We start from the raw sequence: 14,922 nt of genomic DNA, 5'->3' as shown, positions 1-14,922 counted from the left end.
GAGAACGCGCGGCTGCTAAGCGAGCTGCGTGAGAGGACTGAGCAATTGGAAGTGCAGTCCCGCGAGGTCGACAAACGCAACCGCGAACTGGAGCAGCGGGTTGCCGATCAAGTCGGCGAGATCGAGCGCGTGGGTCGGCTTGTGGCCCTTCTCTGACGTCACGTGACGAACGACTTGAGTCCGCAGAGCGCTGTAAAGCGGACATCCAACTTGGCGACGGCAATACGGGCTGTTGCGGCTTTCGCGTTTCCAGGACGGTCTACTCCTAAAGCACCATCAGATCGCTCGACCCAAGATATGACCTCTCTGTCGACTTCGGGTTCTTTCGCTACTTCGCTCTCCCAGAATCGCCTCGCTCTCGCCTGCGCAGAGACCTGATCCGCCACTGGGCTTACCCGCTGCCGTCCCTGCGGCGCCCGAGGTCTGAGCCGGGCAGCTCGGGGCGGCCTTGCCTTCACCACGCCGAGACTGTCGACGATAGGGAGCGCCGCGCGGCGGCCAGGGAGGGGGCAGAGCGGCGTGCGCGATCGTCGGCGGAGGGGGGCCACGTGTGCGCAACAACCAGGCAGCACGATCGAGCGGCGGCAATATGCCTCCTCGATCCTTTCGATCTTCTTGCTCCAATGCTGGCGTGAAGCCAAGCGCACTAGTCGGGCCTTCACATATGGTCAATCGCGGAGAAGGTTGGCTTCGAGAATCGCGCCGGCGCAACGCTTCAGTGACTGCATCGCCGGGCGGAATCCGTCCGATGACACCGCAGCCGATTCGACAAGGGACGCTGAGGGAATCCTATGACTCGCCATATCACCGACATCGACTTCACCTTCGTCTCGAGCATCGATCCGGGCGACGGGCTGATGTACATGGTCTACGACGCCACGGTGCCGGACAGCTACCAGGTCGAAATCTCCTCGCTGAGCTACTACGTGTTCCGGCTGGCCTCGCAGGATTGGGAGACCAGCGATACGGTGTCCGTGGGCGCGGCGGCGGGAACCTTCGAGACCGGGGCCGGCAACGACACGTTGTCGGTTCAGACCATCACATGGCCGATGCGGCTGTACGGCGGGTCGGACGACGACCTGATCAACCCTGCCAAATCCGGATTTGGTCCGGATGCAATCTACAAGCTCGAGGCCTATGGCGGCTCAGGCAACGACACGATCAATGGCGGCGATGACGATGACAAGCTCTACGGCGACACGGCGGATTCGTTCACTGGCAATCCCGTGATCGCGTCGGTGACGCTGGCGCCGTATGACACGCGGGGCGACGGCAACGACATCATCTTCGGCTATGGCGGCGACGACACGATCGAGGGCAACGGCGGCAACGACCAACTGCACGGCGGCGATGGCTCCGATACGATCGACGGCGGCGCCGGCAGCGACTTCCTGTACGGCGGCCCGCGCGGCCACGGCTATCTCGATATTCTGACCGGCGGTGAGGGCAGCGATGCCTTCATGCTGAGCTACAGCGACGACGGGTCGAGTTCGGGCTCGTCCTTCTGGTCGGGCTACTTCGCCTCCTCGGCGCAGGACTTCGCCGGCACCGCCGTCGGCGACGTCATTCAGAACATCGCCGACGAGACGACCGAGGAGATCGCCAAAGGCATCATCGGGGCGTCGCTGGGCGCCGCGGGCGGCGTGCTGGCCGAGACGTTCGTCAACCTGGTCGAGTCCCTGCTCGCCAGTGGGACGCCGGCATCCGTCAAGCAGGACGCGATGGTGGTCACCGACTTCGATCCCCGGCGCGACGTCCTCATGCTGCCCTTGCAGAATACAGCCTCGGAGACCCTCACGGCCACGGTCGTCACGGCAATCCAGGTCCCGGGCGGAGAGGGCGACGCCAAGGCCCTGGAGTTCTCGGCCGGAGGCAAGGTCTATGCGTATGTCGAGCTGAGCGCCGACTTCCTGAGCGCCATGGGGATCGCGGCGGACAGCGACGCTGCCAGCCAGATCCTGAACAACCTCGTGAACCTCAGCAGCACCCTCGAGTCGATCAACGGCGATGTCGGCTTCACCAATCTCGTCAGCTCGAAGATCAGCAACGCGCTGCCGGGCGGCGGCTTCCAGTCGCAGCAGGCCAGCCTGCCTCTCGACTCGGCCGTCACCGTCTTCGGCGCCGTCGGCGGCCTGGTGGTCAGCAACGGCGAGTCGCAGTCCTTCGGCCATACCCTGGCCGGCACCGACTATACCGACATCCTGTCGACCAATCCGACGGTGATCGGCTTCAGCCAGCTCACCCTGGCGACGACCGCCGCCTACATCCACGGCTTCGGCGGTGGCGACGTGATCTACGGCACGGCGTCGGCCGACACCCTGTTCGGCGACGACGGCAACGACTTCGTCTACAGCTTCGTGAGCACGGACAACAGCGACGGCGGCATCGACCCCGAGAGCGTGTCGGGCGGCGCCGGCGATGACATGCTGTACGGCGGCGGCAGCGCCGGCGTGTTCGACGGCGGCACCGGCTCCGACACGTTCGGCGTCGTCCATCTGCCGCTCCTGGGTCCCGCCAAGCAGCTCGAGGTCGACCTGACGGCGGGCTACGCAGCCGAGCGGGCGGCGCCTGCCGACACCAAGGCGCCGGTCAGCAGCACGGCGCCGTTTCCCGGCACCGGCCCGAACAAGGTGCCGAACAGCTACGAGCTGATCAGCATCGAGAACGCCATCGGCGGGAAGCTCAACGACTGGATCAAGGCCGCCAACGGCTCGCGAATCGAGGGCGGACCTGGCGCCGACTATCTCAATGCCAAGGCCGGCAACGTGACCTTGAGCTACAGCACGTCCACGCAGGGCGTGACCGTCCAGCTCCTCCAGGACGGCTCAAAGACCTCGGGCGGCGACGCCGAGGGCGACGTGATCGGCTACACCAACATCAACGACGTCGCGCGGCTGATCGGCTCCACCCAAGACGACACGCTGGGCGCCTACATCGACTACTCTTCCTCCCAGAAAGAGGCGTTCATCCTGACCGGCGGCGGCGGCTCCGATACCTTCCAGTTCCTCGGCACCAATGGGCCCGGGGCAGTCATCATCAGCGACCTCTCGGTCACTGGGACGGATCGGGACCTGATCGATGTCAGTGCCCTCGGCACGACCTCGTTCGACGAGATTTCCCAGGACGGCAACTCCTTCGTCGTCGAGACCTCGCCCGGCGGCTCGGTGCTCCTGTTCGTCGACATGGGGACTTTTACCGGGACGCTCACGGCAGCCGACTTCCGGTTCGCCAGCGCGGGTGGCCCGGTGTCGGTGGCGACGCGCGACGATGCTTATATCGTCGAGCAGGGCCAGTCGCTGACGGTGTCGGCGCGGGACGGGGTCACGCTCAACGATCGCGACGCGTCCCTCGTGTCACTGCTGGCCGGTCCGGCACACGGCACGCTGCAGCTCGCCGGCGACGGCAGCTTCGGCTACGTGTCCGACGCCGGCTATTCCGGCATCGATACGTTCTCCTACCGCTCGAGCAATGGCGTCAGCGCCGACGACGCCCGGGTCTCGCTCTACGTAGTACCGGTCGCGACGGCGGCGACAACCACGCTCGACCTGCTGGCGCTGTCGGCGGAAGAGCAGATCGCGGCGACCTATGCCGCGTTCGGCGGCCGCGCAGCCGACGCCGCGGGCTTCGAATTCTGGGTCGGCCAGTACGAGAGCGGCTTGCCGGCGCAGGGTCCGGGGACTGTGCTCGCCAACATCGCCAACTCGTTCGCCGTCGGCGCCGAGGCCAAGGTACTCTATCCCTTCCTCGCCAACCCGCAGGGCGCGAGCAACGCCCAGATCGGCGCCTTCCTCGACAGTGTCTACAACAACCTTTTCAATCGCGCGCCGGACGCCGCGGGGCTCGGCTACTGGACCAACGAGATCCGGCACGACCTGCAAGCCGGCCACCTTGTCGGATCGGTGCTGGTCGACATCATGAGCGGGGCGCAGAATTCGGCGGCTGGCAAGGACATCACGAGCCTGATGGGCAAGGTGGCGGTGAGCCTGGCGTTCGTCGAACAGCAGGAACTGCATCACATGCGGTGGCAGGACGCCAGCGACACCGCGGCCAGCGCCGTCCTGCTCGATCCCGTGACCGCCGAGCCGCACTCCGTGCTGATCGGCATCCGCAACGGCGAGTTCCTGGTCGCCAATCACGCCCCAGGGACCTAGGAAGGGTGCGCGGGACAGCGAGGCAGCAAAGCAGGGCACACCGCTCCACTCGAGCGATTCCTGAAGGTGGGGTCCGCGACAGTGCTGGCGCGATCCCTAAATGCCGAGGGCGTGCGTACGCGCCCGGGCAAGCCGATCGACAAGGGCTACATATATAAGGTGCTGAACAATCGGATCTATGTCGGTCTCGCCGTCCACAAGGGCACCGCGTATCCAGGCGAGCACCAAGCTATCATCGATCAAACCCTGTGGGACAAGGTGCACAGCATCTTGCAGGAAAGCCCGCGCGCCCGCTCCTGCCGTACGCGCGCCGAGACGCCGGCGCTGCTCAAGGGACTACTGTTTGGGCCCACCGGCCGCGCCATGAGCCCTACCCACACGCGCCGCCGCGGTGGCCGCCTCTACCACTACTACGTCAGCCAGACCGTGCTGCAGGGCGGCGTCGAGAACTGCCCGGTCCGGCGCGTCTCAGCGGCCGCCATCGAGGCTGCAGTCGTCGACGAGCTCCGGGAGCTACTGCGCTCGCCCGAGGTCGTCGTTGCCACCTGGCGAGCAGCGCGGCCCGAAATCGAGGGCCTGTCCGAGGCGACGGTCCGCGCGGCGCTGGAGCGGCTCGATCCCCTCTGGGAAGAGTTTTTCCCAGCCGAAAAGGCCCGGATCGTGCAGCTGCTCGTGGCTCGCGTCGATGTCAGAACCGACGGTCTCGAGCTGCACCTCCGCACGCAGGGCCTCGGACGGATAGTCAACGAGCTTGGCGACATCGGTATGCGGAGGGCGGCATGAGCGGTGCTCGGCCGATGCGCGACGCCGTCGTGACCATCAAGATCCCGTTCACCGTTCGCAAGCGCGGTGGCCGCAAGTTGGTGCTCGCGCCAGACGGCGCGCCGATGCCGCCGGCCGCGCCCGAAGTCGACAGCACGCTGGTCAAGGCTATCGCCCGCGCATTCCGGTGGCAAAGGATGCTAGAAAGCGGCCGGTACGCCACGATCAAGGAGATCGCCAAGGCCGAGAGGATCAATCCGTCTTACGTAAGCCGAGTGCTGCGGCTGACGCTGCTCGCTCCGAAGACGGTGGAGGCAATCCTCGATGGGCGGGCGAACGCGGCGGCGACGCTTGCGGAGGCGATGGCGCGGTTTCCGGTCGAATGGGCGAGACAGTCGGGCGGCCGGTGCCGCCCGGCATCTTCATGATCTGAGATGGCCTCGGCATCGTCGCCAAGCGCATCGAGCATATCCCCCGCTCCGAGCCGCCCAAGATCGTCATCAAGTCGGTCAATCCCGAGTACCAGACCTATGAGCGGGATGGCGACGAGGTGAATATCATCGGCCGTGTCATCTGGGCGGCGAAGCGACTCTAAGGCGAGGCGAGTGGAACCGACGGCTATCGTTTGGGACCTCGAGACAAGGCGCGGCCCAGTCGATGGTGCTATTGTTGCGCATTCATTTGCAGGGGGAACACCGCATGGTTGCAATCACTACGTTGGACGGCGCTCGCATTGATGTGGGCACAGCCGATGTCGGGGCACTGAAGACGGGACTGCGCGGCGGGTTGCTGCTGTCCGGTGACGAGGGCTACGAGGGCGCCCGGCGCGTCTGGAACGGCAATATTGATCGCCGTCCGGCATTGATCGCGCGGTGCACCGGACCCGCGGACGTCCAGCAAACGGTGAACTTCGCCAGGACCCACGGGCTGTTGCTCTCGGTACGCGGTGGCGGTCACAGCGCGCCCGGCTACGGCACCAATGATGGCGGGCTGGTGCTGGACCTGTCCCCGATGAAGGCTATCAGTGTCGATTCGGGCAAGCGTACCGCCCGCGTCGAGGGCGGCGTGCTGTGGCGCGAGCTCGATGCCGCGACCCAGGCCCACGGCCTCGCGACCACGGGCGGTACCGTGTCCAATACGGGCGTCGGCGGCCTGACCCTAGGCGGTGGCCTGGGCTGGCTCATGGGCAAGCACGGATTGACGATCGACAACCTTCTGTCGGCCGAAGTGGTCACCGCCGACGGCCAGCTGCGGAAGGTCAACGCAATGGAGCATCCGGATCTGTTCTGGGCGTTGCGTGGCGGCGGTGGCAATTTTGGCGTCGTCACCGCCTTCGAGTTCCGCCTGCATCCAGTCACCCAGGTGCTGGGAGGCATGGTGATCTACCCATTGGACCAAGCTGCCGCGGTGTTGCGCTTCTATCGCGATTTCTGCCCCACGCTACCGGACGAAGCCGAGGCCTATGCGGCGCTTCTCACCTCGCCGGAAGGCATTCCGGTGGCTGCCTTGCTGCTGGGCTACAACGGGCCGATCGTAGATGGCGAGAAGGTCTTCGCACCCGCCCGCCAATTCGGCAAGCCGCTTGCCGATCTGGTCGCTCCCATGCCGTACAGCGCACGCCAGGTGATGCTGGATACGCCCAATGCCGAGCACGGCCTGCACCGCTACTGGCGCTCAGCCTTCACCGAGCAGATTTCCGATGCGCTGATCGAGGCGCTGGTGGCCGCGGCGGCGAAGTTCAGCTCACCGCTGAGCGCGCTGATATTCTTCTATCTGCACGGCGCCGGCACCAGGGTGCCGGAAGGCGCTACCGCCTTCGCGGCGAGGCGGCCGCAATGGGACTTCGACGCCATCGGCCAGTGGACCGATGGGTCGGAGTCGGCAACCCACATCGCCTGGCTGCGTGATGTCTGGGGGCGGGTGGAGCCGCATCTGCAGGGTAGCATCTACATCAACCATATTGCTGCGGACGACACGCCAGAGAAAGTGCGCGCCTCCTTCGGCGCGAACCATCGTCGCCTGCGCGAGCTCAAGGCTGTGTTCGACCCGACGAATCTGTTCCGGGTTAACGCCAACGTCTCTCCTGCATAGGATGCAGCGTGACCAAGATGCAGACTTGCGTGAGGTAGGCGCCGTGATGTGAGGGAACGCGGCCGCCTACGCCCATCGTTGCAGCGCACGGCATCGACGCGCCGGAAGGTCGGCAGGAATGCACTCGGCCCGATGGCACGGCCTGGCGTTGCAGCCAGCAAGCCCCCCTCGCCCTGTCCGACCATGTCGATCGCGCTGTCGTTCGATGCGATCCGCATGACCGAGATCGCTACGGCCGCGTCGTGGCCGTGTGCTTCCTGGTCGGCGAGGACCTCAATCGATGGATGGTCGCCAACGGTTGGGCGGTGGCCTTTCGCCGATACTCTCTCGACTATGTTACCGACGAAGATCGCGCCCGAGTGGCCGGCGTCGGTCTGTGGTCAGGCACCTTTCAAATGCCCTGGGACTGGAGACAGACTCACCGTAGCCGATAGGAGCTTCAAGCAGCCCTTCTGAGATTGCTTGCTTCCGTGGTTGCGTATATTCGTGGCCCAGCACGTCGCTTGCTTTCGTCCGGATTGACGTGCTCGGCGCTGGTAAAGGAAGTCTCACCCACTATCTGTTTGTGCGCCTTTCGCCGCGTAAGCGGATACCCTGTCACCACGGCCGTCCAAGAACCAATGAACAAGAAGGAGTTCGAATGCCCCGTAGAGCGTCCCTGAAGTCGATCGAAGCGCAGATTCGAGCGCTCGAAGCCAAGGCCGAAGCGATCAGGCAGGCCGAGAAGCCTGGCATCAGGCAGCTCAGGGCCGTCCTGAGAAAGTATAAGCTCAGTCAGGTCGATATCGAACAGGCAATGAACGGCCATGGCGGCGGCAGGGGAAGCGCCCTCAGAGGCAAGAAGGTGAAGCCCAAGTATCGCAATCCGGCCAACCGGAGCGAGACGTGGACAGGTCGCGGCCTGAAGCCCAAGTGGATGGTGGCGGCGATGAAGGGCGGCAAGAAGCTCGAGGACTTCGCCATTTAGCGCGTGTTGAGGGAAGGCTAGATCCATGGCTAGACGTTAGGAGCTGCCCGCTCGCGAAGGCCCTGCTCCATACGCACAATAACGCACTGCACCGCTTGGCCCCGCAAGCCACGGCTGGGATGCTCCGGGAGAAAATTCCGGGACTAGATTGATCGCGCCCAATCAAAGGCGCGATTGATCCATGTCCCCTCTTCATCCTGCCGCATGACGCCGACTGAGCGCCTGGCAGAGATCGGCGAGATCCTGGCTGCCGGTCTCATGCGTCTTCACGCGCCAGTCCTCTATCTGCCGACTGTGGAGACAGTTTCGTCGACTTCGTGCCCGACCGAAGCGGTCATGCCGACGCCCCCAAACGGAGAACGGCATGAAAGAACAGGACACCGTACTGGCGCGTATCGCAGCCTTGAAGGCGATGCCGACGCCGGAACTGAAGGAGCAGTGGCAGGCGCTCTTCGAGACGCCGCCGCCGCCGTACAATCGGCGCTTCCTAGGCCGTCTTGATCCAGACCGCCTTGACGTTGAGGTACTCCTCGAGGTGCTGCTTGCCGCTCTCCCGACCGTAGCCGCTCATCTTGTAGCCGCCGAACGGCACCGCGGGGTCCATCGCCTGGTAGCAGTTGATCCACACCGAGCACGCGCGGATCGCCCTGGCGAGCTTGTGCGCCTTGCCGACATCGCGCGTCCACACGCCGCTGCCTAGGCCGAAGGTCGTGGCGTTGCCGCGCTGGATCACCTCCTCCACGTCAGTGAAGGGAATCGCCGATATCACCGGCCCGAAGATCTCCTCCTGGGCAATCCTCATGTCATCGCGCACGTCGGCGAACACGGTCGGCGGCACGAAGTAGCCCTTGCCGTAGTCACCGTCCGTCAGGCGTTCGCCGCCGCTCAGACGCTTGGCACCATCCTGCCGGCCGATGCTGAGATAGTCGTTCACGCGGTCGAGCTGCTGGGCCGACACGAGCGGCCCGACCTGGGTCTTCGGGTCGGCTCCGTTGCCCACCCGCAGGATCTTGGCGAACTCCGCCACCTTCCGGTGAACTCCTTGTCGATCCTCCTCTCTACGAACAGGCGCGTGCCGCCGCTGCAAATCTGCCCGGAATTGGCAAAGACGGCCATCGACGCCCCGGGCACGGCGGCATCGAGGTCGGCATCGGCGAACACGATGTCGGGCGACTTGCCGCCCACCTCCAGCGATACGCGCTTGAGGTTGCCGGCCGACGCCTGGACGATCTTCCGGCCCGTGAGGTGCGAGCCCGTGAAGGCCACCTTGTCGACGTGGGGGTGGGCGGACAGCGCCGCTCCCGCTGTTTCGCCGTAGCCCGGCACCAAATTGACGACGCCAGGAGGCACGCCCGCTTCGAGGCACAGTTCTGCGAGCCTGAGCGATGTGAGCGGCGCCTCCTCGGCCGGCTTCAGGACCACGGTGCAGCCGGTCGCCAGCGCCGGGCCGATCTTCCAGATCGTCGCTGTCAAGGGCCCGTTCCAGGGAATGATGGCTCCGACCACGCCGACCGGCTCCTTGAGCGTGTAGGAAAAGATCTCCCCTGCTAGCGAGTTCTCGATGGTCTCTCCCCATGGAGCGACGTCGCCATGCCGGCGTAGTAGCGCAGCATGCCCAGCGCGCGCTGCCGATTGTTGCGTGTCCGGGAGATCGGGCCCCCATGTCATAAGTATCGAGCGCCGCCAGCTCCTCGATGTGCTGCTCGACGAGGTCGGCCAGCTTCAGCAACAGCATTTGCCGCTCGGCCGGCTTCCGCTTGCTCCAGGGACCGTTGAAGGCCTTTCGCGCCGCCGCCACCGCACGGTCGATATCGTCGCGATCGCCCTCGGCGACGTGCGCCAGCACCTCGCCGGTCGCAGGATTGATGGTCTCGAAGGTCTTGCCGGAAGCGGCAGGAACCCAGCGGCCGTCGATCAGCATGAGCTTCAGCTTGCCGTCGATATAGGTGGGTTTCTTGGCGACGCCCTTCTCCATGACTGTCATGACAACCTCCAATTCAGTTGAAGTTCGATCTGTTCACGACGCGGCCGCACTCGTCTTCCTTTGAAGGTCAGCGACAAGCGGCCCGCGCAGCGCCGCAGCGAACGAGCTCATTCCAAAGCTGCGCAGCGGCAGATACGGCTTGGACATCTGCCGGCAGAGCTTCTTGACGGCCACCACCGCCTCATGGCTTACGCAATCGACGGGCATCCGAGCGCTGACCAAGCTTGAGTTCGCCTATGGGCTTGCCAGCCGCATGGCCGAGCTGATCGGAGACCATTCGCCGGCCACAGCGGAGATGCTGGGCGAAATGGCCTGCTACGTGCGCATGACGGCCAACGCAATCGAGCTGTCCCTGGAGCAGGCCTCGGAGCATGCGGACGGTGTATGGTTCCCCAACGGCGCGGTGCTGGAGCCGATGAGGGCTATGCTCGCGATCTGGATGCCGCGTGTGGCGGAAATCATCACGCTCATCGGCAGCCACAATCTACTCACGACACCCAGCCGGGTGCAGCTCAACGACCCCAAGCTGAGGCCGCTGATCGACGAGGTGCTGAGCGGGGCCGACGGCGCAGCGGCCGAACAGCGGGCGGCCGTGTTCCGTCTGGCCTGGGATTTTGCCGGCTCCTCCCTTGGAGGGCACGGCTTCCTCTATGAACGCTTCTATCTGACGTCGGCTGCGCGCAACAAGCAGATGCTGCACACTCGGTTCTTCGACCGCAGCCGCTCCCAAACCTTGCTCCAGGACATGCTGTCTCGGACATGGTACCAAGCGCTCTCTCGCGCCGCTACGTAAGCAAACGGGCACACGCACTCGCGCGAGAGCGACATCGCCCTAACCAGCATACCGATGATGTCGCGACATCGACCAAGCCGTCGGTGAGCTGGCGATTATTGAGAAGTCCATCAGTCGCGAGAACGTCTCAAGCCAGCCATAGCGAGCGAGATCGCAGCCGCTCGATCGCGCAGGTCCTCACCGAGCGCCTTGATGTCGCCTTTGCCCATCTGGGCGTCAAAGCCGACGGCGCTGATTGCCATCAGCGGTTTGGCCAGCGCATCGAGGACCACGGACGATACCGTGGTCACGCCTTTTACGTAGTGACTCTGGTCTACTGCATAGCCACGCCTGCGCGCTTCTTCAACCTCGGACAAGTAGTCATCGAAGCTTAAGTTGTCTTCCCAGCGAAGCTGGGCAAACCGTGCGCGCAACTCTGATCTCGTCAATCCGGAATGCGCGGCCATGCAGCGGCCTAGGGCGGCAATATACATCGGAAGGCGCTGACCAAGGCTCATATGGACCCGGATCGCGGCGTCATTGTCCGCGCGGTCGACCAGGACCACGCGCTCACCCTTCATGACGTGCCACAGGGTGCACGTCACACCGTGGTTCATAGCGACCTCGCGCAGATAGGGTCGCACCATTGCAATGTAGTTCGCCTGCTCCAGTGTACCCTTGGCAAGCGCGAGAAGTCCCATCCCCACCGTGTAAGTCTTGTTGGTCTCGTCGAACACCGCGAGTCCCTCGTGCACCAGCGTCTTGAGCAGATTGAAGCAAGTGCTCGGGTTGAGTTCGAGATCCCGTGCGATGCGGCTGACTCCGACGGGCGCCTGCGCCGCCACCAGGTAGCGCAGCACGGCGAGGCCGCTGGTCAGGGCACCGACGAGCTTGTCGGGTATCGGTTCATCACGTGGCATGGAAGCGCTCTTGACATCCGGGTTGTCGCGGGTGCCGCAGCCGAGAACTTTAGCCGCCGGCAAAATCGGCATATTACTATTCCGTATTCGAAACGATCGCCACGCCTCCGAATACGGATCCGCTGTCCACGCCCTCACTATCGCCGCCTAAGGCCAATGAGATACCGGGTAATGCGCTCCTGCACGCCCGGCGCATGGAAATTCTCCATCATCAGGGGCGCCACCGCATCCAAATGCTCGCATAGGACGCGCGTCGCATGACCGATCGTGCGGCTGCGCCGCATCGCCGCCAGTCCGGGACACCGCTCGAGATAGTGCGCGACGCGCGCCCGTGCGGAGTCGGCAAAGCCCGCCTCGGGCAACACCTCGGTGACGAGGCCGGCGTCCCGAGCGTGGGCGGCTGCAAGCACGCTGGCACCGAGGCACATCTGCGCAGCAAGTGCCGGTGAGAGCCGTGACTGCAGCACTGCCTCCACGATGATGGGGTACATCCCGAACACGAATTCGGGGCAAGTGACCTGAAGATCGTCGGCCGCGACCACGACATCGGCTAGACAGATCAGGAGCGCACCCGCGCCCGAGGCTCGCCCGCGCGCGACCACGACGATCGGCGCCCGGCTGCACGCCATCGCCTTGATCATGCCAAGCAATGCATGTTCCTGCTGCGGCAGGCTGCCTCCGACGAACTCGCGGATGTCTGCTCCGGCACAGAACAGGCTGGGCGAGGCACTCGACAGCAGTACGATCTCATCGGCGCGCGCCTCGGCAACGGCACGCCCGATATCCTCCATCATGCCGGCCGTCAGGGCATTAGCCTTGTCGCTGCGATTCAACGTGATCTCCAGCAGCCCGTCGACACGACGGAATGCGAGCGGGCTTTCGATTGACAGGGTCATGGGCCTCCCATGTATTCTTTATACGCAAACCTTTACTCTATAGAGAATAACAAAGTGGCCGCCCAGCACATCAATTCCCTTCGCACTCCCGTTCCCCTCAACACCGTGGATCGCGACGCCTTCCGCGACATGTGCAGGTCGTTCGCCGAGAAGGAGATCGGCACGCGCTGGCAGCAGGCCGACGCGGAAAAGCGCTTCCCGCGCGCCTTCTATCAGGCCGCCGCCCGCACCGGCCTGATCGGCATCACGGCGAGCGAGGACATCGGCGGCGCCGGGCTCGGCAGCTACGAGGAAGCCATCGCGATGGAGGAGATGTCCAAGGTGAACCCGAACCTCGCGGTGGCGGTTCTGGTGCAGAACGTCGCGGGCTCGATCCTCTACGAGCATGGCAGCGCCGAACATCGCGAGATCGCCCGCCGGACCATCGCGGGCGAATGCCTGGTCGCGATCACCATCACCGAACCCGAGGCGGGCAACGACATCCAGAACGTGCAGACCAGGGCGACGCGCGAGGGCGACGAGTGGGTGCTGGACGGCATGAAGTCCTTCATCACGCTGGGCGGCGACGCTGACGTGCTGGTGACGCTGGCGCAGACCGACTCGAAGCTCGGCCGCCGGGGCATGCGGTTCTTCGCCGTCGACCGGCACGACCCGAACATCGAGGTCAGCCAGATCGAGACCTACGTGAACCGTCCGGCGCCGACCTATCGCGTGACCTTCAACAAGGCGCGCGTGCCCGAGAGCCGGCGCCTCGATGCCGGCTTCGCGGCCATTATGGCCGGCTTCAATCGCGAGCGCATCATGGTTGCCGCACGCTGGCTCGGGCACATGCAGACCGCGCTCAACTGGGCGCGCGACTATGCCCAGACGCGCCGCCAGTTCGGCCGGCCGATCGGCGCCAACCAGTCGATCGCCTTTGCGCTCGCGCAGGCCCATGTCGATGTCGAGGCCGCGCGCCGGCTCACCTATCACGCCGCCGAACGCTGGGACAGCGGCGTGCCGCTGCGGGACGTGATCCTCGATGTCTCGGCGGCCAAGCTGCATTCGACCCAGGCCGTTGTCCGGGTCACCCAGACCGCCTTACACGTCGGCGGCGGTTGGGGGCTGACCACGGAACTGCCGGTCATGCGATGGGCGCTCGACGCGCTGGTGGCCCCGGTCACCGTCGGCAGCGTGGAGATCCAGCTGCGCGCGATCGCCAAGGAGATGGGCCTGCCAGTCGACTGAGATCGATACTGATACAGCCTTACCTCACCCTGAGGAGGTCCGCAGGGCCGTCTCGAAGGGTGGGCAACGTCGGCATTGTTGCCCATCCTTCGAGACGGTCGCTACGCGACCTCCTTCAGGATGAGGTCGTCTGTGAACCAGTCTTCACTCGACCTTGAGGTCGAGGTCCTTGATCATCGTCTTCCAGACCTGCAGCTGATCCTTCTGGTACTGCGTCGCCTGCTGGCGCGTCGACGGCGTCGGCATGAAGCTGCTTTGCAGGAGCTTGGCCTTGATCGCATCCGCTTTGAGGATCTTGACCACCTCCTTGTTCAGGCGGTCGAGAATCGCATCAGGCGTGCCGGCCGGCGCGACAAGGGCCCACCAGCCATCCATGTTGGGCGGCGTCGGCAGGCCGAGCTCCGCAAAGGTCGGAACGTCGGGCAACAGCACGTAGCGCTGAGGAGCCGGCACGCCAACCGGCCGCACCTTGCCGGACCGGATCATGCTGAGCGAGGCCGGCACGTCCGCCACCATGAGCTGCACGTGGCCGCTGATCAGGTCGGCCAGTGCCTGGGGCGTCGACTTGTAGGGCACATGGGTCACGTCGAGCTTGTGGGCATTCTTGAGATAGCCGCCATAGGCGATGCCCCCCGTGTTGCCGCTCGCGTAGTTGTACTTCCCCGGATTGGCCTTGATCAGCTTGATCAGCTCGGGTGCGGTCTTGGCATCGACGTCGTTGTTGACCAGCCAGACGTAGTTTACCGACGCGACCAAGGTGATGTAGCTCAGATCCTTCACCGGGTCGTAGCGCACCCCGCTGGTCAAGCCGCCGGGGCTCGCCGCAAGACCGGAATTGGTCAGCAGTCCCAGCGTGTATCCATCCGGCGGCGCGGTCGCGACGAGCTCGGTGCCGACCGTCGTGTTGTTGCCCGGCTTGTTGTCCACGATGATCGGCTGCCCCAGCGCCTGCGACAGCGGCTCGCCGATCATGCGGGCCAGGATGTCGCTCGCGGAGCCCGCGGCGAAGGGCACGATGAGGCGGATCGGCTTGTTCGGATAGGGCTGTGCCGTGACGGGTATGGCGGCCAGGAGGCTCGCGGCCGCAGCGAAACCGGCGAGCCAGCGGACGATTTTCATTGGGGTTCCTCCTACTACTACTACTACTACTAC

Annotated in this window: 12 protein-coding genes and 1 pseudogene; 8 read left to right on the top strand and 5 right to left on the bottom strand. The window is 64.9% G+C overall.

Going from position 1 to position 14,922, the window contains the following annotated elements; genetic code table 11:
- The first annotated feature begins 791 nt into the window (after positions 1-791).
- The 6 genes from AB7O82_RS24735 (at position 792) to AB7O82_RS24710 (ending at position 7,971) form a co-directional block, all read left to right on the top strand.
- Positions 792-4,151: a DUF4214 domain-containing protein gene (locus AB7O82_RS24735; RefSeq protein WP_428620401.1), complete on the top strand. Its 3,360-nt coding sequence runs from the start codon at positions 792-794 to the stop codon at positions 4,149-4,151.
- A 60-nt stretch (positions 4,152-4,211) separates the two neighbouring features.
- Complete coding sequence (locus AB7O82_RS24730) at positions 4,212-4,934, top strand: recombinase family protein (RefSeq protein WP_428620405.1); 723 nt, start codon at positions 4,212-4,214, stop codon at positions 4,932-4,934.
- Between the two features lie 14 nt (positions 4,935-4,948).
- Positions 4,949-5,341, top strand: coding sequence for a hypothetical protein (locus AB7O82_RS24725; RefSeq protein WP_428620399.1), 393 nt, complete (start codon positions 4,949-4,951; stop codon positions 5,339-5,341).
- A gap of 271 nt (positions 5,342-5,612) precedes the next feature.
- On the top strand, positions 5,613-7,004 hold the full coding sequence (locus tag AB7O82_RS24720) for an FAD-binding oxidoreductase (RefSeq protein ID WP_428620397.1): 1,392 nt from the start codon (positions 5,613-5,615) through the stop codon (positions 7,002-7,004).
- 74 nt (positions 7,005-7,078) lie between these two features.
- Positions 7,079-7,438: a thermonuclease family protein gene (locus AB7O82_RS24715; RefSeq protein ID WP_428620403.1), complete on the top strand. Its 360-nt coding sequence runs from the start codon at positions 7,079-7,081 to the stop codon at positions 7,436-7,438.
- A 206-nt stretch (positions 7,439-7,644) separates the two neighbouring features.
- Positions 7,645-7,971, top strand: a complete 327-nt coding sequence (locus AB7O82_RS24710; protein ID WP_428620395.1) for an H-NS family nucleoid-associated regulatory protein — start codon at positions 7,645-7,647, stop codon at positions 7,969-7,971.
- Positions 7,972-8,458: 487 nt separating this feature from the next.
- Here AB7O82_RS24710 and AB7O82_RS24705 read toward each other — a convergent pair.
- Together AB7O82_RS24705 and AB7O82_RS24700 are read right to left on the bottom strand one after the other, a co-directional pair.
- A pseudogene (locus tag AB7O82_RS24705) lies at positions 8,459-9,955 on the bottom strand (aldehyde dehydrogenase family protein).
- Between the two features lie 33 nt (positions 9,956-9,988).
- Entirely contained in the window at positions 9,989-10,129 is a 141-nt protein-coding gene (locus AB7O82_RS24700) for a hypothetical protein (protein WP_428551472.1), read from the bottom strand.
- On the opposite strand from AB7O82_RS24700, the gene AB7O82_RS24695 reads away from it, so the two are divergent.
- Positions 10,119-10,748 (top strand): 4-hydroxyphenylacetate 3-hydroxylase C-terminal domain-containing protein, encoded by a 630-nt coding sequence (locus AB7O82_RS24695; protein WP_428551475.1) that lies wholly within the window; start codon positions 10,119-10,121, stop codon positions 10,746-10,748. The genes AB7O82_RS24700 and AB7O82_RS24695 overlap by 11 nt on opposite strands.
- 110 nt (positions 10,749-10,858) lie before the next feature.
- On the opposite strand, the gene AB7O82_RS24690 is transcribed toward AB7O82_RS24695, so the two are convergent.
- The gene (locus AB7O82_RS24690; protein WP_428620393.1) at positions 10,859-11,719 is read right to left on the bottom strand and encodes an IclR family transcriptional regulator; all 861 of its coding nucleotides are present in this window, start codon (positions 11,717-11,719) and stop codon (positions 10,859-10,861) included.
- A 65-nt stretch (positions 11,720-11,784) separates the two neighbouring features.
- Complete coding sequence (locus AB7O82_RS24685) at positions 11,785-12,543, bottom strand: enoyl-CoA hydratase/isomerase family protein (protein WP_428551480.1); 759 nt, start codon at positions 12,541-12,543, stop codon at positions 11,785-11,787.
- A gap of 54 nt (positions 12,544-12,597) precedes the next feature.
- Between AB7O82_RS24685 and AB7O82_RS24680 the strand changes: the two genes are divergently transcribed.
- Complete coding sequence (locus tag AB7O82_RS24680) at positions 12,598-13,770, top strand: acyl-CoA dehydrogenase family protein (RefSeq protein WP_428551483.1); 1,173 nt, start codon at positions 12,598-12,600, stop codon at positions 13,768-13,770.
- A gap of 144 nt (positions 13,771-13,914) precedes the next feature.
- On the opposite strand, the gene AB7O82_RS24675 is transcribed toward AB7O82_RS24680, so the two are convergent.
- Positions 13,915-14,889 (bottom strand): Bug family tripartite tricarboxylate transporter substrate binding protein, encoded by a 975-nt coding sequence (locus AB7O82_RS24675; RefSeq protein WP_428551486.1) that lies wholly within the window; start codon positions 14,887-14,889, stop codon positions 13,915-13,917.
- Between the last annotated feature and the right edge of the window lie 33 nt (positions 14,890-14,922).

Source organism: Reyranella sp. (assembly GCF_050185545.1).
Taxonomy (GTDB): domain Bacteria; phylum Pseudomonadota; class Alphaproteobacteria; order Reyranellales; family Reyranellaceae; genus Reyranella.
This window is presented reverse-complemented; position numbering and strand designations above follow the sequence as displayed.